This window comes from Mycobacterium sp. SMC-16 (assembly GCF_046250085.1).
Taxonomy (GTDB): Bacteria; Actinomycetota; Actinomycetes; order Mycobacteriales; family Mycobacteriaceae; genus Mycobacterium; species Mycobacterium phocaicum.
Genome location: NZ_CP176427.1, coordinates 4987741 through 5006786 on the forward strand (window position 1 = coordinate 4987741; position 19046 = coordinate 5006786).

At 67.5% G+C, this 19046-nt stretch carries 21 protein-coding genes; 11 read left to right on the forward strand and 10 right to left on the reverse strand.

From position 1 onward, the window contains the following. Nucleotides 1–48: 48 nt before the first annotated feature. The 8 genes from ACJEIK_RS24325 (at nucleotide 49) to ACJEIK_RS24360 (ending at nucleotide 8211) form a co-directional block, all read left to right on the forward strand. On the forward strand, nucleotides 49–2883 hold the full coding sequence (locus tag ACJEIK_RS24325) for a Na+/H+ antiporter subunit A (RefSeq protein ID WP_064860093.1): 2835 nt from the start codon (nucleotides 49–51) through the stop codon (nucleotides 2881–2883). Further along, nucleotides 2880–3353 carry a Na(+)/H(+) antiporter subunit C gene (locus ACJEIK_RS24330; protein WP_061009611.1) on the forward strand — a complete coding sequence of 158 codons (474 nt, stop codon included), beginning with the start codon at nucleotides 2880–2882 and terminating at the stop codon, nucleotides 3351–3353. The genes ACJEIK_RS24325 and ACJEIK_RS24330 overlap by 4 nt, the downstream gene beginning before the upstream one ends. Nucleotides 3354–3415: 62 nt before the next feature. Continuing rightward, a complete protein-coding gene (locus ACJEIK_RS24335) occupies nucleotides 3416–4942 on the forward strand; it encodes a Na+/H+ antiporter subunit D (RefSeq protein WP_409431755.1) in 1527 nt (508 codons plus the stop codon). Then, nucleotides 4939–5469: a Na+/H+ antiporter subunit E gene (locus ACJEIK_RS24340; protein WP_064860091.1), complete on the forward strand. Its 531-nt coding sequence runs from the start codon at nucleotides 4939–4941 to the stop codon at nucleotides 5467–5469. The genes ACJEIK_RS24335 and ACJEIK_RS24340 overlap by 4 nt, the downstream gene beginning before the upstream one ends. Further along, nucleotides 5466–5741, forward strand: a complete 276-nt coding sequence (locus tag ACJEIK_RS24345) for a monovalent cation/H+ antiporter complex subunit F (RefSeq protein ID WP_073694743.1) — start codon at nucleotides 5466–5468, stop codon at nucleotides 5739–5741. The genes ACJEIK_RS24340 and ACJEIK_RS24345 overlap by 4 nt, the downstream gene beginning before the upstream one ends. Then, on the forward strand, nucleotides 5738–6073 hold the full coding sequence (mnhG, locus tag ACJEIK_RS24350) for a monovalent cation/H(+) antiporter subunit G (protein ID WP_073694744.1): 336 nt from the start codon (nucleotides 5738–5740) through the stop codon (nucleotides 6071–6073). Before ACJEIK_RS24345 ends, mnhG begins: the two co-directional genes overlap by 4 nt. Continuing rightward, nucleotides 6060–6794: an SAM-dependent methyltransferase gene (locus tag ACJEIK_RS24355; protein WP_409430417.1), complete on the forward strand. Its 735-nt coding sequence runs from the start codon at nucleotides 6060–6062 to the stop codon at nucleotides 6792–6794. The genes mnhG and ACJEIK_RS24355 overlap by 14 nt, the downstream gene beginning before the upstream one ends. A gap of 94 nt (nucleotides 6795–6888) precedes the next feature. Continuing rightward, entirely contained in the window at nucleotides 6889–8211 is a 1323-nt protein-coding gene (locus ACJEIK_RS24360) for an ISL3 family transposase (RefSeq protein ID WP_052545499.1), read from the forward strand. A 7-nt stretch (nucleotides 8212–8218) separates the two neighbouring features. Here ACJEIK_RS24360 and ACJEIK_RS24365 read toward each other — a convergent pair whose 3' ends face one another. Beyond that, nucleotides 8219–8920 carry a plasmid pRiA4b ORF-3 family protein gene (locus ACJEIK_RS24365; RefSeq protein ID WP_052583420.1) on the reverse strand — a complete coding sequence of 234 codons (702 nt, stop codon included), beginning with the start codon at nucleotides 8918–8920 and terminating at the stop codon, nucleotides 8219–8221. Nucleotides 8921–9052: 132 nt separating this feature from the next. Between ACJEIK_RS24365 and ACJEIK_RS24370 the strand changes: the two genes are divergently transcribed. Further along, complete coding sequence (locus tag ACJEIK_RS24370; RefSeq protein WP_409430418.1) at nucleotides 9053–9235, forward strand: hypothetical protein; 183 nt, start codon at nucleotides 9053–9055, stop codon at nucleotides 9233–9235. Here ACJEIK_RS24370 and ACJEIK_RS24375 read toward each other — a convergent pair. The 6 genes from ACJEIK_RS24375 to ACJEIK_RS24400 all read right to left on the reverse strand — a co-directional run bounded on the left by ACJEIK_RS24375 (nucleotide 9228) and on the right by ACJEIK_RS24400 (nucleotide 13937). Then, the gene (locus tag ACJEIK_RS24375; RefSeq protein ID WP_061001365.1) at nucleotides 9228–10541 is read right to left on the reverse strand and encodes a DUF4878 domain-containing protein; all 1314 of its coding nucleotides are present in this window, start codon (nucleotides 10539–10541) and stop codon (nucleotides 9228–9230) included. The two genes, ACJEIK_RS24370 and ACJEIK_RS24375, sit on opposite strands and share 8 nt — an antisense overlap. An 81-nt stretch (nucleotides 10542–10622) precedes the next feature. After that, nucleotides 10623–11258, reverse strand: coding sequence for an LON peptidase substrate-binding domain-containing protein (locus ACJEIK_RS24380; RefSeq protein WP_061001366.1), 636 nt, complete (start codon nucleotides 11256–11258; stop codon nucleotides 10623–10625). Nucleotides 11259–11260: 2 nt separating this feature from the next. Continuing rightward, nucleotides 11261–12409, reverse strand: coding sequence for a glutamate--cysteine ligase (locus ACJEIK_RS24385; RefSeq protein ID WP_061001367.1), 1149 nt, complete (start codon nucleotides 12407–12409; stop codon nucleotides 11261–11263). Then, a complete protein-coding gene (sodC, locus tag ACJEIK_RS24390; RefSeq protein WP_064860084.1) occupies nucleotides 12390–13109 on the reverse strand; it encodes a superoxide dismutase[Cu-Zn] in 720 nt (239 codons plus the stop codon). Before sodC ends, ACJEIK_RS24385 begins: the two co-directional genes overlap by 20 nt. A gap of 10 nt (nucleotides 13110–13119) precedes the next feature. Continuing rightward, on the reverse strand, nucleotides 13120–13587 hold the full coding sequence (locus tag ACJEIK_RS24395) for a LytR C-terminal domain-containing protein (RefSeq protein WP_061001369.1): 468 nt from the start codon (nucleotides 13585–13587) through the stop codon (nucleotides 13120–13122). A 41-nt stretch (nucleotides 13588–13628) separates the two neighbouring features. Continuing rightward, nucleotides 13629–13937 carry a DUF3263 domain-containing protein gene (locus ACJEIK_RS24400; protein ID WP_029105136.1) on the reverse strand — a complete coding sequence of 103 codons (309 nt, stop codon included), beginning with the start codon at nucleotides 13935–13937 and terminating at the stop codon, nucleotides 13629–13631. 161 nt (nucleotides 13938–14098) lie between these two features. On the opposite strand from ACJEIK_RS24400, the gene ACJEIK_RS24405 reads away from it, so the two are divergent. Both ACJEIK_RS24405 and ACJEIK_RS24410 read left to right on the forward strand, forming a co-directional pair. Continuing rightward, a complete protein-coding gene (locus ACJEIK_RS24405; protein ID WP_061001370.1) occupies nucleotides 14099–14692 on the forward strand; it encodes a peptide deformylase in 594 nt (197 codons plus the stop codon). Then, on the forward strand, nucleotides 14692–15558 hold the full coding sequence (locus tag ACJEIK_RS24410) for a GNAT family N-acetyltransferase (RefSeq protein ID WP_061001371.1): 867 nt from the start codon (nucleotides 14692–14694) through the stop codon (nucleotides 15556–15558). Before ACJEIK_RS24405 ends, ACJEIK_RS24410 begins: the two co-directional genes overlap by 1 nt. Nucleotides 15559–15626: 68 nt before the next feature. On the opposite strand, the gene gjpA (ACJEIK_RS24415) is transcribed toward ACJEIK_RS24410, so the two are convergent. The 3 genes from gjpA (ACJEIK_RS24415) to ACJEIK_RS24425 all read right to left on the reverse strand — a co-directional run bounded on the left by gjpA (ACJEIK_RS24415) (nucleotide 15627) and on the right by ACJEIK_RS24425 (nucleotide 18875). After that, nucleotides 15627–17186 carry an outer membrane porin GjpA gene (gene gjpA / locus ACJEIK_RS24415; RefSeq protein ID WP_409430419.1) on the reverse strand — a complete coding sequence of 520 codons (1560 nt, stop codon included), beginning with the start codon at nucleotides 17184–17186 and terminating at the stop codon, nucleotides 15627–15629. 168 nt (nucleotides 17187–17354) lie between these two features. Next, nucleotides 17355–18737, reverse strand: coding sequence for an outer membrane porin GjpA (gene gjpA, locus ACJEIK_RS24420; protein ID WP_244872765.1), 1383 nt, complete (start codon nucleotides 18735–18737; stop codon nucleotides 17355–17357). A gap of 15 nt (nucleotides 18738–18752) precedes the next feature. Then, nucleotides 18753–18875 (reverse strand): hypothetical protein, encoded by a 123-nt coding sequence (locus ACJEIK_RS24425; RefSeq protein ID WP_256370121.1) that lies wholly within the window; start codon nucleotides 18873–18875, stop codon nucleotides 18753–18755. Nucleotides 18876–19046: the final 171 nt, after the last annotated feature.

The following is a 19046-nucleotide window of genomic DNA, read 5'->3' on the forward strand; positions in this document are numbered from 1 at the left end:
CCGCCCCGTAAGCTGGCCGGACCGCCCCCCGACGCCTGCCGGAGGCCCATGCTCACCGTTCTGTACGTACACGCGATCGCCACTGTTCTCGCTCCACTGTTGGTACGACGCTGGGGACGGCGGGCGTTCTATCCGCTCGCGCTGGCGCCCGCGGGCTCGCTGATCTGGCTGGCGTCGAACTGGCCCGGGACCGGCGAGCAGACGCTGCACATCGACTGGGTGCCGCAGCTGTCCATGGACATCACGCTGCGGCTGGATTCGCTGGCGGCGATCATGTCGGTGCTGGTGCTGGGCGTCGGCACCCTCGTGCTGCTCTACTGCGCCGAGTACTTCCACCACGCCGACGGGCACACCGAGAACCGGCTGCCCAGCTTCGCCGCCGAGCTCGTCGCGTTCTCGGGCGCCATGTTCGGACTGGTCTGCAGCGACAACACGCTACTGCTGTACCTGTTCTGGGAACTGACGACCGTGCTGTCGTTCCTGCTCGTCGGCCACTATGCCGAGCGCGTCGCCAGCCGGCGCGCCGCCACCCAGGCGCTGCTGGTCACCACGTTCGGTGGTCTGGCGATGCTGACCGGCATCATCATGCTGGGCACGCTCGCCGGCACCTACCGGCTGTCCGACCTCGTCGCCACCGCGCCGACCGGCACCACCTCATCGGTCGCCGTCGTGCTGGTCCTCATCGGTGCACTGTCCAAGTCGGCCATCGTGCCGATGCACTTCTGGCTGCCGGGCGCCATGGCGGCGCCGACGCCCGTCAGCGCCTACCTGCACGCCGCGGCCATGGTGAAGGCCGGCGTGTACCTGATCGCGCGCATGACACCCGGTTTCGCCGATCACCAGCCGTGGCGGCCGACGGTCGTGACGCTGGGCCTGGTGACGCTGCTGCTCGCCGGCTGGCGTGCCGTGCGCGAGTACGACCTCAAACTGATCCTGGCCTTCGGCACCGTCAGCCAGCTCGGGCTGATCACGGTGATGGTCGGCGCCGGCGGTGGCGATCTGATGCTCGCCGGGCTCGCCATGCTGTGTGCGCACGCCATGTTCAAGGCCGCGCTGTTCATGGTCGTCGGGATCATCGACCACGCCACGGGCACCCGCGACATCCGGAAACTGGCGTGGCTCGGCCGGCGCAGCCCCGTGCTGCTGAGCATCGCCGTCGCCGCGGCCGCCAGCATGGCCGGGCTGCCGCCGTTCCTCGGCTTCGTCGCGAAAGAGGCCGACTTCGAAACCCTTTGGCACAGCCCGACATTGGGCGCGTCGGCACCGTTCGTGCTGGCGACCGTGGCGTTCGGGTCGGTGTTCACCACGATCTACAGCCTGCGGTTCCTCTACGGCGCGTTCGCCCGAAAAGGCAGGGAAGAGCCGACGATTCGCGTCACTGAGATGCACCGTCCCAGCCTCGGTTTCCTCATCCCGCCGGGCATCCTGGCCGTCGCCGGCCTCGGCTTCGGGCTGCTGCCGAACGCGTTGGACCACGCCATCGCCGACTACACCGCGACCATGCCGGGCAGCACTGGATACCACCTGGCGCTGTGGCACGGCGTCAACATGCCGCTGCTGTTGTCGGCCGTGATCCTCGGAGCCGGCGCGGCGGCGTTCGTGCTGCGGCACCGCCTCGAACGCTTCCGGGTGCCATATCTGCCGCTGGGCAACGCCGACCGGATGTACGACGCGGCCATCCGCGGCGCGGACCGCTTCGCGGTACGGCTGACGGCGTTCACCCAGCGCGGCTCGATCCCGACGACGCAGGCGATGATCCTGTCGACCCTCGCCGTGCTGCCCGTCGCGGTGCTGCTGCTGGGTCCGCGGGACCAGCCCGACCTGAAGTTGTGGAACTCGCCGCTGCAGGTGGTCGTCGGCCTCATCGTGCTGGCGGCGGCGATCAGCGCGACGGTGATGCGCAACCGCCTGGCGGCCGTGCTGGTCGTCGGTGTCACGGGTTACGGCTGCGGCACGCTCTACATCTTCTACGGGGCACCGGACCTGGCGTTGACCCAATTCCTGGTCGAGACACTGACTTTGGTGGTCTTCCTGCTGGTGCTGCGCACCCTGCCCGCCGAATCCGACGCCACCCACATGAAGCGGCACCGGCTCCCGCGGGCCCTGCTGGCCACAGCTGTCGGCGCGTCGGTGACGGCACTGGCCGTCTACGCCATGGCCGCCCGCAAGACCCGGCCGCTGGCCGAGCTGCTGCCAGACGCGGCGTACTACCGCGGGCACGGCGCCAACACCGTCAACGTGCTGCTGGTGGACATCCGGGCCTGGGACACCCTCGGCGAGATCTCGGTGCTGCTGGTCGCCGCGACCGGTGTGGCCTCGATGGTGTTCCGGCACAGGCGTTTCGGCTCGGCACCCCGGGTACCGAAGGATCACCGGCCGACCCCCGACATCACCTGGCTGCGGGGCAGCGACCTGCGCGATCCGCGGCACCGCTCCCTGGTGCTCGAGGTCGCGACCCGCATGATCTTCCCGCTCATCATGGTGCTGTCGGTGTACTTCTTCTTCGCCGGACACAACACTCCCGGCGGCGGTTTCGCCGGTGGCCTGACGGCGGGTCTGGCGCTGGTGCTGCGGTACCTGGCCGGCGGCCGTTACGAATTGGGCGAGACGCTGCCGCTGGACGCCGGCAAGATTCTGGGTGCCGGCCTGGCGCTGTCGGCCGGGACGGCGACGGCCTCGCTGCTGCTGGGCGTCCCGGTGCTGTCCAGCGCGGTGGTGAAATTCACGCTGCCCCTGCTGGGTTCGGTGAAGGTGGTGACGGCGCTGTTCTTCGACCTCGGCGTGTATCTCATCGTCGTGGGCCTGGTGCTGGACATCCTGCGCAGCCTGGGCGCCAAGGTCGACGAAGAGTTGTACGCACCACGTGAGGCGGCCACCCGATGACGACCTATCTCGTCCCCCTTGTACTCATCGGCGGTCTCACCGGCACCGGTGTGTACCTGCTGCTGGAGCGCAACCTGACCCGAATGCTGTTGGGCCTGTTGCTGATCGGCAACGCGGTGAACCTGCTGATCCTGGTGATGGGGGGTGAGGCCGGTAATCCGCCGGTGCGCGGCCGCACCAGCCACGGCCAGACGGGGACCGCCGACCCGCTGGCGCAGGGCATGGTCCTCACCTCGATCGTCATCACCATGGGTGTGGCCGCGTTCGTGCTGGCGCTGATCTACCGGGCCTACCGCCTCACCACGGTCGAAGAGGTGGGCAACGACCCCGAGGACAGCCGCGTCGCGCAGCTGTCGACCACCGACACCCCGGCGGTCGAGGAAGACCGTGGCGAACCGTCCGTCGTCACCGACGCCGACGCGCCCGCGGAACTCGACGCGCTGCCCGCCGACCCGGTGGAGCAGGCGTGACGACGGGTGCGGTGCTGGCGCCGCTGCCCGTTCTGATCCCGATCCTCGGGGCCGCTGCGACGATGTTCGCGGGCCGCCGGCCCCGGCTGCAGCAGGTCGTCGCGCTGGTGGCGCTCGCCGCGATGACGGCGGTCTGCGCGGCGCTGGTCTACGTCGTCGACCACAGCGGCACCGTCGCGGTCCACGTCGGCGGCTGGGGCCAGACCGAACCCGGCATGGGACCGCTCGGCATCGTGCTTGTCGTCGACCGGCTTTCGGCCCTGATGCTGGTGGTGTCCGCGATCGTGCTGCTGGCGGTGGTCTGGTACGCCATCGGGCAGGGCATCCGCGACGGCGGTGACGAGCAGCCGGTGTCGATCTTCCTGCCGACCTACCTGGTGCTGTCGGCCGGCGTCTGCATCGCGTTCCTCGCGGGCGATCTGTTCAACCTGTTCGTCGGCTTCGAGGTGCTGCTGGCCGCGAGCTTCGTGTTGCTGACGGTCGGCGCCAGTGAGGAGCGGGTCCGCGCCGGCATCGGCTACGTCATGGTGTCCATGGTGTCGTCGGTGATCTTCCTGATCGGCATCGCGCTCACCTACGCGGCCACCGGCACCCTGAATCTCGCCGAGCTGGCAAACCGGCTCGACGGCATCACCCCGGGTACCCGGGCGGCACTGTTCGCGGTGCTGCTGGTGGCGTTCGGCATCAAGGCGGCGGTGTTCCCGCTGTCGGCATGGCTGCCCGACTCCTACCCCACCGCCCCGGCACCGGTCACCGCGGTGTTCGCCGGCCTGCTCACCAAAGTCGGTGTGTACGCGATCATCCGGGCCCATACGCTGCTGTTCCCGGGTGGCTCACTCGACGGCGTGCTCATGGTCGCGGCGCTGCTCACCATGTTGATCGGCATCTTCGGCGCCATGGCCCAGAGCGACATCAAGCGACTGCTGTCCTTCACCCTGGTCAGCCACATCGGCTACCTGGTGTTCGGCATCGCGGTGTCCAACCGGATCGGCATGGCCGGCGCCATCTACTACGTGGCCCACCACATCGTCGTGCAGACCACGCTCTTCCTTGTGGTGGGGCTGATCGAGCGGCAGGCCGGGGCATCGACACTGCAGCGCCTCGGTGGACTCGCGGCGGCCAGCCCGCTGCTGGCGTTCGTGTTCATCATCCCGGCGCTGAACCTCGGTGGCATTCCGCCGTTCTCCGGCTTCATCGGCAAGGTGGCGCTGCTGCAGGCCGGCACCGAGAGCGCGTCGGTGCTCGCGTGGGCACTCGTCGCCGGCTCCGTCATCACCAGCTTGCTGACGCTGTACGTCATGGCGCGGGTGTGGACGCTCGCGTTCTGGCGCGCCCGCGCCGACGCACCGGAGGGCATGTTGTCGACGGCAGCCCCGGCCGGTCTGCTGGAGCCGGTGGCGAACGTGGCCGTCGACGACCGGCCGGACGTCGGCCGGATGCCCGTCAGCATGCTGGCACCGACCGCGGTTCTCATCGCGGTCGGGCTCGCCCTGACGGTGTTCGCAGGTCCCATCTTCGGGTTCGCGGAGCGGGCCGCCGACGAGGTCGTCGACCGCGGCCAGTACATCTCGGCGGTGTTGACGCCATGAGGCAGTGGTTACCGCGCGTGGGCATCCTGGTCTGGCTGACGGCCGTGTGGATTCTGTTGTGGGGCAACATCTCCGTCGCCAACATCCTCGGCGGGCTCGCCGTCGCCGTGCTGATCACGGTGCTGCTGCCGCTGCCGCAGGTGCCGGTGGCGGGCCGGCTGCATCCGCTGTCGTTGGCGTTGTTGACCCTCAAGGTCACCTACTACCTGATTCAGTCCTCGGTGCAGCTTGCGTGGCTGGCCATCAGGCCCGGTCCGCCGCCGCTGACGGCGGTGCTGCGGGTCCGACTGGCCCTCAAGTCGGATCTGGTGCTGGCGCTGGCCGTCAACGTCATCATTCTCATTCCCGGCTCGATCGTGTTGGAGATCGACCAGGCGCGGCGGATGATCTACGTCCACGTGATCGATGTGGGCTCTGAGCGGTCGGTGCGACAGTTCTACCGCCAGGTGGCCGAGATCGAACGGTTGATGATCGCGTCGTTCGAACGCGAATCCCATTGGCAGCCTTTGGAGGCGGACCCCGCGTGAACACCCTGTGGATCATTGCTGCCGGAATGCTGATCACAGCTGCGGCCATCACGATGTTCCGGCTGCTGGCCGGTCCCGGCACCCTGGATCGCCTGGTGGCGCTCGACACGTTCGTGGCCGTCACCATGTGCGGCATCGGCACGTGGGCGGCCTACAGTCTCGACACCACAGCGACCTACAGCTTGACGGCGCTGGCCCTGATCACCTTCGTCGGTTCGGTCAGCGTGGCCAGGTTCCGCGTCCGCGACACCGATCAGGAGCCGCCGCGATGAACGTATTCGACATTGTCGCCGTGGCTTTGATCCTCGGCGGCTCGGTGCTGGCGCTGACAGCAGCCGTCGGCGTCGTGCGTTTCCCGGACACCTTGTCGCGACTGCAGGCCGCCAGTAAGCCGCAGGTGCTCGGACTGCTGCTGGTGCTGACCGGCGCCGGGCTGCGCCTGCGCGGGCACGCCGACGTCGGCATGCTGATCCTGGCCGGTCTGTTCACCCTGATCACCGCTCCGGTGGTGGCCAACCGGGTCGGCCAGCTGGCCTACCGTGAACAGAGTTTCCGCGACGACCTGCTGATCCGCGACGAATTGGACGACTATGGCGCGAACTGACGACGACTCCTGGGACATCACCGAAAGCGTGGGCGCCACCGCGTTGGGGGTGGCGATGGCCCGGGCCGCCGAATCCGCTTCGGAGAACCCGCTGTTCGACGACCCCTACGCACAGCTGTTCATCGACGCCGCCACCGCGGCCGGCTGGTCTTCGCCGTTCTCCGGCGGCGCGGCCGGTTCGGCACAGGCGCAACGCATGCGCATGGTGTGGGCATACGCGGCAGCGCGCACCAAATGGTTCGACGAGTTCTTCGCATCGGCCGGCGCCGACGGCATCCGCCAGGTCGTCATCCTGGCCGCGGGCCTGGACGCGCGGGCCTGGCGACTCCCCTGGCCCGACGGCACCGTGGTTTTCGAGATCGACCAGCCGAAAGTGTTGGCGTTCAAGGAGGAAACCCTCGCGGCCCACGACGTTCAGCCGGTCGCCCGGCACGTCGGCGTACCCGTCGACCTCCGCCAGGACTGGCCGGAAGCCTTGCGGCGAAGCGGTTTCGACCCCGCCCAGCCGACGGCCTGGCTCGCCGAGGGGCTGCTGCCCTACCTGCCCGCCGAGGCCCAGGATCTGCTGTTCGACCGTCTCCACGAACTCAGCGCGCCCGGTAGCCGTGTCGCTGTCGAGGGCTTCGGCGCCAACTATTTCAGCGAAGAGAACCAGCGCATCCGCAAAGCCCGCATGGATGCGATCCGCGAGGAAGCCGCCAAAGCGGCTCTTCACAGATGAGGGTGTAGAGGTGGTTGGCGCGTCGTTGCCGGGATAGAGGTCGAGGTCTCTCGAAAATGAGGGTTCCTACACTCCTCATCCGAAAGACCTCGACGTGCCTGACGCTACCGGTCGGGCGGGCTTCGCCTGCGCTGACCTGACGACTTTCTGCCGCCTCGACGAACTTGGGCTGCAGGTGACCGGACAACGCCTTGAGCCCGGCCGTGCTGTGCTGGCGTGCCGGGTGACCGACGAGGACCGGTGGTGTCGTCGCTGCGGCGAAGAAGGCATCCCACGCGACAGCCTCACCCGTACTCTGGCCCATGAGCCGTTCGGGTGGCGCCCCACCACACTGCTGGTGACCATCCGTCGCTACCGGTGCGCCGGCTGCGCCCACGTGTGGCGACAAGACACCACCAGGATGGCCGAACCACGTGCCAAGCTGTCGCGGCGTGCTCTGCGGTGGGCGCTGGAAGCCATTGTCTGCCAGCATCTATCCGTGGCTCGCATCGCCGAAGCGCTCGCGGTGTCGTGGAACACCGCCAACAACGCGGTGCTGGCAGAAGGCCGACGGGTGCTGATCGCCGATCCGGCCCGTTTCGACGGCGTGGCGGTGATCGGCGTCGATGAGCACGTCTGGCGGCACACCCGTCGCGGTGACAGGTACGTCACCGTCATCATCGATCTCACCCCTGTGCGTGACGGGACCGGTCCGGCTCGGCTGCTCGACATGGTCGAGGGTCGCTCAAAAAAGGCGTTTCAGGACTGGTTGGCCGAGCGGCCGCAGGACTGGCGTGACGGCGTGGACGTTGTTGCTATGGATGGCTTCTCCGGGTTCAAGACCGCTACCGCCGAGGAACTGCCCGAGGCGGCGACGGTGATGGACCCTTTCCACGTGGTGCGCCTGGCTGGCAACGCCCTCGATGAGTGCCGCCGCCGGGTGCAGCTGGCGACATGTGGGCACCGCGGCCGCAAGTCCGACCCGCTCTACACCTGCCGACGCACCCTGCACACCGGTGCCGATCTGCTCACCGACCGCCAGCGCACCCGGCTGGCCGCCTTGTTCGCCGCCGACGCCCACGCAGAAGTCGAGGCCACCTGGCAGATGTATCAGCGCACCGTGGCCGCGTATCGTGAACCCGACCGCACGAAAGGCCGCACGATGATGGCGGCGCTGATCACCACGCTGAGCACCGGCGTTCCCAAGCCGCTGACCGAACTGATCACCCTGGGACGGACCCTGAAGAAGCGTGCCGCCGACGTGCTGGCCTACTTCGACCGCCCCGGCACCTCCAACGGGCCCACCGAAGCGATCAACGGCCGCCTCGAACACCTGCGCGGATCCGCGCTGGGCTTCCGCAACCTCACCAACTACATCGCCCGGTCACTGCTCGAGACCGGAGGCTTCCGAACTCAGCTCCTTGCACCTCGGCAGTGAAGAGTCCTCAACGCATATTCGACGCGGCCAGAGCGTCATTGGTCTCGGTCACCGAGAAACGATCGGGGTGCCAGCCTCGGGGCAGCCAGTCGCGCATCTCCTGCGCACCCAGCCCCATCGGTGTTGCCCGCGGGTCGTACCCGCCACGAACCCACGCAGCCAATTCCTCATAGCCGCCCAAGCCACCACAATCCTCCGGCGGGCAGGCCATCTTGCCCGCCAGGCACACCGGAGCCGAAGGTGGATCATCGAGAACGTCTTCGACCACCAGCACGTGCTCCCATCCGTCGCCGAAGTCGTAGTCATAGAACAACCGGTCGCCCTTACCGGAGACCACCTGATCCAGGCGCACACCGTCCTCGACGAGACCGTCGTCGCCTTCGCTGAGATCAAATCTGGTGACGAAGTAGACACGGGTACGCCGGTCCGCCCCGACACCGAACTTATGCAGATGACCGTCCTGCCAGCCCATCGCAACCTGCAGCACGTCATGCAGCTCATCGAGCACGAGGTCACCCGGCAGGACCAGACGACGCCAGATCGGCGGCTTGGCGTACATCAGGTCGACCCGCACCCGGAAACCCCGCACACGCTCCGGCACAGCTCCCACCTCGGGTGTCGGTTCATCGAACACTCCCGCGAACAAATCCCGGCCAGCATCGGCCATCAGCTGTTGCAGCATCGACAGGTCCACACCACCCCCGGACACCGCGCTCTTCCTCTTACTCTTCCGCTTCTCCTCCGGCACACACCCAGCCAACCAGACACCCCAATCACAGGCCGACAGCAGCTGACCGTTCTACACCCTCAATCATGAAGAGCCGCCAAAGCCGGTCAGCAGGTGACCGACGTCGCCGAGCTCTTCTACCCGGAGCCGCGCGAGGACGTCGCCGAGTGGCTGACGCGCCACGGCTGGCAGGCCCGCGTCGAGACCTCCGTCGAGGTCACCACCAGGTACAAGCCGGAAATCGCCGCCGAGGTGCCGGACATCGGCAGCGAGTTCGTGGACGCCAAGCTCAGTTGAACTTGATCTTCACCTGCTCGCCGCTGACGTCGGCGGTGGTGCCGGTGACGTACGAGGTCACCGTGCCGCGCTTGGTCCCGCCGTTGCGGCCCTGGCCGCTCACGTCGTAGTGGACCTCGCCGGAAATACGTACCTCCATGCGGTATTCGTCCAGATCACCGACCTTGACGGCGCTCATGTCGGGCGGGCTCCACGTCACGGTGCCGTCGACCAGATCGCGATCATTCAGCTTCACCGGGCAGGGCGCCGGCGGCACCAGTGAGCGCGACGACGAGCAGCTGCCGTACGCCGCATCCAGCAGCTTGGTGATGGTCTTGGTGCCGGAGTCGTTGAGCGCGAACTTCGGCTGCAGGTAGGCGCTCGCCGAATACCCTTCGATGGCGTCGAGCAGCAGCGGCTTGCTGTTGGTGACCGTCACGTACGGGCTCGTGCTGCCGAGTTCCAGGAAGCCGGGGAACACATAGATCGCCGATTCCTCGCCGATCTCCTTGCCGAACACCGTCATCGTCTTGTCCGCGGCGTTGTTGGAACTACTCAGCGACGACAGATCGACCTTGACGGCGGCGTGGGCCAGCTGCCATTTGCCGCCTTCCTTCTTGACGTGGATCGTCGCGTCGGAATTCTTGTCACCGAACTTGGCCGCCACATGGACGTCGGCGCGGCCGATGGACTCCATGGTCTTGTCTTCGTTCAGGATGCGGATGTCACTGATCGGCCATTCGGCGGTCTGCTTCTTCAGCACGTCGCTGGAGAGGAACTCCTTCGATGCCGGCTGGTCGTTGCTGAAGGACAGCGCCATGTCGGCATTGCCGTTCGACAGCGCCTCCAGGTAGCCCTTGACGACCTCGCTGGCGGAGCTCGAGCCGCTGCTGTCTCCCGAACCGAACGAGTCGTAGACGTAGTAGATGCCACCACCCAGTACGACGAGCACCACCACGATGGCCGCGATGATCAGCGGCACCTTGTTCTTCTTCGGCGGGGTGACGAACGGCTGGGCGCCGTAGCCACCTGCGGGTGCACCCGGGGCACCTGGCCAGCCCATGGGGGCGGTACCGGGAGCGCTCGGCGGCTGGCCCCAGCCGCCGGTCTGCGGCGCGGCCGGCTGGCCCCACGCCGGTGTCTGCGGCGGGCCTGCCGGCTGCTGACCGGCCGGCGGCTGACTCAACGGCGGCGGCGTCTGCGGCGGCCATCCGGGGGCGGCCGGTGGCGTGGTCTGGTGAATCGCCGTCTCTTCTTCGTCGGACGACCTGCCCGCGCCGCCACCTGGGTTGGGACCGTTGTAACCGCTCCCCTGCCAACCCGTCATCGTGAACCCTCCCCGTAACACAACAAGCTGTGTCAAGGATAAGCGGTGCCGCACCCCCCTGCCTGCACGGAACGGCCGCCGCTACTCCTCGGACAGCTGGAATTCCACCATCGCGGTGAGACTCTCGACCGCTTCTTCGAGCGCGTCCAGCCGGGCCGCGGCATTCGGCGCGGCCAGCACGGAGTACTTGTCGGCCTGGCCGATCGGCAGTAGTGCGGCCAGCGCGTAGAGGCGTTGTCCCACATCGGGTTTGACGGTCCTGGCCAGGATCGAGGCCCGGTCCCGCAGGCGTGCGCCCTGCGCCGACGCGATGCGTTCGAACAGCGCGATGATCCGGTCCTCGACCGCCACGATGGACGCCTCCGGGACCACCGGCCCGGGCTCGTCGGGCCACCGCTCGATTTCGGCCCGCGGATACGGATCGTCGTTGTGCCACTGCACTATTCGGATGCGGTCGGTCACGCTGCAGCTCAGCATGTACCGGCCGACGCCCTGCGGCTGGCACCGGTCGATCTGGGCGAGCGCCCCGACCGAGCACCGGGCGTCGCCGCCGCCGACTTCACGGCCGGCCGAGATCAGCACCACGCCGAACACCTGCTCCGGGGCGGCCATGCAGTCCCGCACCAGTTCGCCGTACCGCGGCTCGAAGATCCGCAGCGGCAGTTCGTCGCCGGGCAGCAGCGCGGACTCCAGCGGGAACATCGGCGTGATGGGCACGGCTACAACACCAGCTCCGACACCAACGCGTCCACGACTTCCAGCAGATCCCCGTCGGTTTCCTCGGCGACCCGGCGCTGGCGTTGATACGAGCCGCCCAGGGTGTAGATGTCGACGACCCGGGCCAACTCGTCGGCGCAATTCAGTGATGCCGCAACCGGTTCCAACCGGTTCAGCAGCTCGTCCAGATCTTCGGTGACCAACCGCTCGTTGCTGTCGGCATCCAGGATGATCTCGGCGTCCAGTCCGTACCGCGCTGCGCGCCACTTGTTTTCCTGCACATGCCAGGGCGGCATGGTCGGCAGCTGCTCGCCGGCGTCGAGCCGGCGGTCCAGATCGACGATCAGGCAGTGCGTCAGCGCGACCAGCGCACCGAGTTCGGCGATGTTGGACACGCCGTCGAAAATCCGGACCTCGATCGTGCCCAGATGCGGCGACGGCCGGATGTCCCAACGGATTTCGTTCATGTGGTCGATGATGCCGGTCTTGCGCTGGTCGTAGACGAAGCGCTCGAAGTGAGACCACTTCTGAAAGTGGAATGGCAGGCCCGCGGTCGGCAGCTGCTGGAACATCATGGCCCGGTTGCTGGCGTAGCCGGTGTCCTCACCGTCCCAGTACGGCGACGACGCCGACAGCGCCAGCAGATGCGGGTACTGGTTGAGCAACGACGTGATGATCGGCATCACCTTGTGCGCCGAGGAAATCCCGACGTGGACGTGCACGCCCCAGATCAGCATCTGCCGGCCCCACCACTGGGTCCGTTTGATCAGTTCGGCGTAGCGCTGCCCTTCGGTGAGCTGCTGGCTCTCCCACTCGGCGAACGGGTGAGTGCCCGCGCAGAACAGCTCCATGCCGCGGTCGCGCACGATCCGGCGTACCGGGCCGAGCGTCGACCGCAGATCGTCCATGGCCTGGCCGGCGGTGTCGCACACACCGGTGACCACCTCAACGGTGTTGCGCAGCAATTCCTTGTGCACATGCGGCGTCTCGCCGATCTCGGCGATGACCGCGGCGGCCTCGTTGCTCAGGTCGCGTGTGCGGGCATCGACGAGGGCGAACTCCCATTCGACGCCGAGGGTCGGCCGTGGCGACCCGGCGAAATCGATTCGCGGTGGGGTGTGGCTGTCCGCGCTACCCGGCAGCGATGACACCGCACGCCACGCGCTTACCGGAGTCACCGGTGTTCATCGAAGCCTCGTCCGCCCCCGGTGCGGCGCCCTGGATCTGCTGGTACCGGTCAGCCGGGATGTTGCCGAAGTTGTCGGCCTTCTCGTGGATGATCAGCGCGGTCTTGTTGCCGGCGAGCAGCTGCTCGGCGGTGAAGGCGTCGGTGGTGGTCACCAGCGAGCCGGTGCCGTCGCCCTTGACCTGCAGCGAGGCGAGATCACCGCTCATCGGGTAGCCGGTGTGGCCCGGAGCCTGGAAGTGTCCGCCGGCGGACAGGAAGTCGCCGGGGGCGCCACCGGTCGGCGCCACCGAGTTCGGCTCGCACTTGCCGGCCGAGTGGATGTGCAGGCCGTGGAATCCGGGCGTCAGCACGCCGCCGGAGGTGGTCTTGACCGTCAGCGTGGCGAACCCACCGTTGAACAGGAACTCGGCGGTCGCGACCGTGGTGCCCTCGGGGGTCTTCAGCTCGGTGACCAGCTTCTCGCCGATCGGGGCGGCCTGCGGGGCCGCCTTCTCGCCGGCCTTTTCACCGTGGCCCTGCGGGGCGTGCTCGACGCCGGTCCAGATCGCCGGCGTGGTGCCAGGAGTGGTTGCGGGGACCTGTCCGGGAGGCGCACACGCAGCGACGACGGGTGCAATGACCGCAGCGGCGGCGAGGAAGCGAATCGGGGCTGAGATCGGCATGCCCGAGAGCCTAACCGGTCACCAGAACGATGACGCCCGGTCCCTTGTCATTGAGCGCTGGGATGCGTGGTTCGACGGGTGCGTCGAGGATTTTGCCGACCGCTTCGGCGGCTTCCTTCTCCCCTGCGGCGTCACCGAAATACACGGTCGTGGCGGGCGGCGGGGCGTCCACGCTGAGGTTGTCGGTCTCGGTGACGTTCCACTGCTGCTCGTGCAGCTTGTTGGCGACGGTCTGCGCGGCGCCGGCAACCTCAGAGATGTTGAACACCTTGACGTCGGCCTTGGCGGGCGCGGGCGTCGTCGACGTCGTGGTGGCGGTGGCGGACGTCGCACTGGCGGAGCTGCTCGACGAGCTCGAGTCGGAGCTGCTGTCTGAACTCAGCGACTGGAACGCCACCAGCAGGAACACGACACCGAGGAACAACAGCACCATGACCATGGCGCGCAGGGGCAGTCCGGAAGACTCTCGCTGATTCATTGCTCCCCACCTTATCGAGGCGGACCCTCAGGGCAGAAAAGCTAGGTTATTTCGAAACCGAGACGACGCGCGGCCTTGGCCTTCTGTCGGCTGGCGCGCTGCCGGCGCAGTCGCTTGACCAGCATCGGGTCCGCGGCCAGCGCCTCTGGCCGGTCGACCAGGGCGTTGAGCACCTGGTAGTACCGGGTCGCCGACATCGAGAACAGTTCCTTGATGGCGTCCTCTTTGGAACCCGCGAATTTCCACCACTGACGTTCGAAACCAAGAATGTCGTGTTCGCGACGGGTCAACCCGTCAGCGAGCTCAGAGTCGTCCCCGGATCGCTCAGTACGCGCCATAGCGCCGTCCATTTCGCCCCTGGACCCTTTCTCTGATCTCGGTATATGCCAGCCTGTTTCGTGCGTCACAACGGATCTGGGACGCTGCAAGTGGTTCGGCGAACATTCAACCACGGCCGACGGTATTGAGCCGTGATCGTTACCCGCGAGTCGGATCATTAAGATTGCTCGTCATGGCTGTCCGTCCAATCTGCATCGTCGGTGACCCTGTTCTGCACACCGCGACCACTCCGGTGGCCGTCGGCGCCGACGGCTCCCTCCCTTCCGATCTCGCCGCGCTGATCGATGACATGTACGAAACGATGGACAAGGCCAACGGCGTGGGCCTGGCCGCCAATCAGATCGGTGTCGGGCTTCGGCTGTTCGTCTACGACTGCGCCGACGACCGCGGCCAGACCGCGCGGCGCCGCGGCGTCGTGATCAACCCGGTGCTGGAGACCTCGGAGATCCCCGAGACCATGCCCGACCCGGACTACGACGACGAGGGCTGCCTGTCGGTTCCCGGCGAATCGTTCCCGACCGGCCGCGCCTCGTGGGCCAAGGTCACCGGTCTGGACGCCGACGGCAAGCCCGTCGAGCTGGAGGGCACCGGTCTGTTCGCCCGGATGCTGCAGCACGAGACCGGTCACCTCGATGGCTTCCTGTACCTCGACTGCCTGATCGGCCGCAACGCGCGGGCCGCCAAGCGGATGGTCAAGTCGAACAAGTGGGGCGTGCCGGGGCTGAGCTGGATGCCGGGCGAGGTCGACGACCCGTTCGGGCACTGATGCCTTCGGTCGGTAGCCGCGTCTCGTTACGCTACCGGTTGCCCGAGGCCGGCCCCGAATCCCAGGCCTTCACCGACGTCGTCGGGCACCTCGAGGCGCTCACCCCGGTCGTGGTGGTGCGCACCAAATCGGGTGAGCGCGTCGAGATCGGCCCGGCCGCGGTGATGTCGGTGCGCGAGCTGTCGCACGCCCCGGTGCGCAATTCAGAGATACGTGCGGTCGAGCACGCGGCCGCCCTGGCCTGGCCGGGTACCGAACGGCACTGGGCCGGCGGCTGGTTGCTGCGCGCCGGCGGGACGGACAAGCGCACCAACTCGGCTGTGCCGCTGCTCTTTTCGTCGGACTTGACGACCCTGCCGACAATTGCCGACTGGTACGCCGAACACGGACTGCAACCGTGGGTGGCGCTGCCGGAGCGGCTGCTGCCGGTCCGTTCCGAAGGCGTCGAGCCGAATCGCGTGCTCACCATGGAACTGTCGGGCACCACCCATGCCGAATTGCCCTCGCATCCGGATGCCCGATGGTTGGAGATTCACGCACAGGACGTGCCCGTCGAGCTGCTCAGCACCGTCGTCGACGGAGACGTGGCATTCGCCACGGTGGCCGACGCGGCGGTCGGGCGGGTCGCCGTGACCACGGCGCCCGGCGGCAGGGTGTGGGCCGGGCTGTCGGACGTCGCGGTGCTCGAGCCGCAACGCCGGCGTGGACTCGGCCGGGCCGTCTGTGCCGAGCTGGTGGCCGGGGCCGCCGGCCGCGGCGCGACGCACGCCTACGTCCGGGTTCCCGACGACAACGCGCCGGCGATCGCGCTGGCCGAGTCGATGGGTTTCCGGCTGCATCACCGGTCGCGGTACGTGCTCCTGTAACGCCGCGGCCACGGTTTCCCGCGCGACATCGTCGGCGCCCGGGAAACCGTGGCCTCGGCAGGTACCAGCTAGTGCGCGTCGGCTCCACTGTGGGCCGAACCACCCTGAGCTGCAGTGGATTTCGCCGGTGCCGACTTCTTCACAGGCTTCGGCTTCTCGGCCTTCTCCGACTTCTGCTTGCCCGGCTTCTTCGACTCGGACTTCTTGGTCTCCGACTTGGTGGTCTCGGACTTCGTTGTGTCGGACTTGGTCTCGGACGTCTTCGTCTCCGACTTGGTGGTATCCGGCTTGGTGTCATCCGACTTCTGGTTGTCGGCCTTCGTCGGCGTCGCCGGGGTCGCCGGAGTGGCCGGGGTAGCCGGAGTGGCCGGGGTCTCGGACGTGGCGGGGGTAGCCGGAGTTGCCGGGGTCGCCGGAGTTGCGGGCGTTGCCGGGGTCGCCGGGGTCTCCGCCTTGGCCGGAGCAGCAGGCTTCGCGGGCGCCTCCGGAGCCTCCGCCGCGGTCGCCTTCACCTGCGTCACCGCCAACGTGGACTGCGGGATCGAGGTGATCGAGTTGTCCGTCGCAGCCTTGGTCACCGACACCTGCGTGGCATCAGCCGGATCGGCGGTGGTCTTGGGCGCCAGCGGATTACCCGTGCCGCTCCAGCCGATGGCCTTGGCGAGGATGCGGCCGAGCGACACCATGGCGCCGATGGGCCCGATGCCCAGACCGTCGATCTGCAGGTCCGTCCCGATGATGTCGGCATAGACGGTCTGTCCGAGTGAGTTCAGGATCGAGCCACCGAGGCTCATCTGGTCCCAGCCCGTCGATCCGGCGGTGAACAGTCCGCCGAACTGGATGTTGAGCGCCTTGACGACGGCATTGTCGCTGAGGGGAATGGTCTTGTTGATCAGCTTGGCCACGAGGTCCAAGTTGAGGTTGGCGCCGTTGAGGACGCCGTCCACCATGGCAGCCGGGATGTTGATGGCGGTCTGCAGCGCTTTCGCCGCGTCGCCTTGCGACAGGGACGCACCGATGCTGGTGAGACTGTTCGCCAGCGCCACCGCCGGGCTGATCGCCGGTCCTGCCAGGCCGATCAGGACCCCGCTCAGCGGCGATGCCAGGAAGTTGAACACTTCCTGCACGACCCGGTTGGCCATGGCGTTCGAGGCCGTCGGAAGCAGCTTCGGAATCACCTGAAGCAGGATGAAGTGGAAGCCATCGTTCGATTCGACGGACTGCGAGTTGTTGCCGGGGTCGGTGCCCAGCAACGTCGCGGCGGTGATCGCCGACTGCACGTTGTGCCCGATCTCGCCCAAAACCGTGCCGATGTTGCCGGGATTCTGCAGGATGGCCCCGACGTGGTCGATCTGGTTCGCCAGGAACTGCTGCAGCAGCACCGCCGGCGCCTCGGAGAAGGCCTCGCCGATGCGCCCGGCATTCGCCGCGGCGGTCTTGAACGCGTCCTGCCACGGCTGCAGCGGGTTGTACGCCGCAGTCAGTTGCACGGCGGCGGTGCTGACCGACGGCAGCGCCGGAAGCTTGACGGAGGCGGGTGCCGACGTGAGCAGTGGGCCGGCCACGATGGCCGCCGTGGTCGCTGCGCAGATACCCGCCTTGGTATGGCGACGGACCGCTGAATCCATGAGAACGACTCCTCTTGACGAGTTGATTGGGCTGATTTGGGCAGGACAAAAGAGCTCGGTTGATCGGACGGAAGGTCCGACGGGAATCAGTGGGCCTCCCCCGAGCAGGGAGGCCCACTGACTGCGACTACTTGCTGCTGACTACTTGCTCGAGGCGGCCGAAGCGTGCTAGCCGTCGGCGCCGTTGGCCGAACCACCTTGGCCAGCAGCGGATTTCGCCGGCTTCTTCGCGGGCTTCGGCTTCTCCGACTTCTGCTTGCTCGGCTTCTTCGCATCGGACTTCTTGGTCTCGGACTTGGTGGTGTCCGACTTCGTGTCCGACTTGGTCGAGTCCGCCTTCTGGTCATCCGACTTCTGGTTGTCGGACTTCGCCGGAGAGGCAGGCGTCGCCGGGGTGGCGGGCGTGGCCGGAGTTGCCGGGTTTGCGGGCGTCTCCGAAGTTGCCGGGGTCGCCGGGGTGGCGGGGGTCGCCGGGGTCGCGGGCGTGGCCGGAGTTGCCGGGGTCGCCGGCGTCTCCGACTTGGCCGACGCGGCAGGCTTCTCGACCGTCTGCGGAGCCTGGGCCGCGGTGGCCTTCACCGGAGTCACCGCCAACGCAGGCTGCGGGATCGAGGTGATCGAGTTGTCGGTGGCCGCCTTGGTCACCGATACCTGGGTGGCGGCAGCCGGATCGGCAGCAGCCTTGGGGGCCAACGGATTACCGGTACCGCTCCAACCGATGGCCTTGGCCAGCAGGTGGCTGAGGTTCACCAGCGCACCGATCGGTCCGATGCCCTGGCCGGTGATCTCCAACGGGAATCCCGGGGCTAGCACCGTTTCGGCCGTCAGGCCCAGGGAGTTCAGGATCGAGCCACCGATGCCGGTCATGTCCATGCCCGTCACACCAGCGGTGAACAGCCCACCGAACTGGATGTTGAGCTTCTGCAGCTCGTTGCCGGCCGGCATGGTCTTGGTGATCAGCGGCGCCAGCACATCCAGGTTCAGGTTGGCTCCGTTGAGGAAGCCGTTCACCATGGCCGCGGGGATGTTGATGGCGGCTTGGGCTGCGGTCATCGCGTCACCCGCGGCGAGCGAGGTCGCGATCTTGGTGATGCTGTTGACGAGCGCCACGACGGGGCTGATGCCGGGACCCACCAAACCCATCAGCACGCCGCTGAGCGGTGATGCCAGCACGTTGACCACCTGCGTGACGATCGCGGATGCCTGCGGGTTGCCCGCCGTCGGGAGCATGTTGGGGAGCATCTGCGCGACCAGGCCGTGCCACACGTCGTTCGAGCCGGCGATGGTCCAGTCCTCCGGCTTGGTCCCCAGCAGCGTGGCTGCGGTGATCGCCGACTTCACGTTCTGCCCGACATCCTGGATCACCGCGCCGATGTTGCCGGGATTTTGCAGGATGGCCCCGACATGGCTGATCTGGTTCGCCAGGAACTGCTGCAACAACACGGCCGGCGCCTCGGAGAAGGCCTCACCGATGCGCCCCGCGTTGGCCGATGCGGTGTTGAACGCGTCGAGCCATGGCTGCAGCGGGTTGTATGCCGCGGTCAGCTGCACCGCGGCGGTGCTGACCTACGGCAGCGCCGGCAGATGCGCGGCGGCGGGCACTGACGGCAACAGCGGGCTGACCACGATGGCCGCCGTGGTCGCTGCGCAGATACCCGCCTTGGTATGGCGACGAACCGCAACATTCATGAAGTGACTCCTCGGGGGTCGGCTTGCTTACTGGCCGGTAATTTACCGACGAGTAACCGAGTTAATCCAGAGTTTTTGACGAAGTCGTAACGAATCGATAGCGACGGCATGCGGCTCACAGGCCACACCAAGCTGGTTTGCGTATTAGCCGGTAAAGCGCCGTTCATAGCC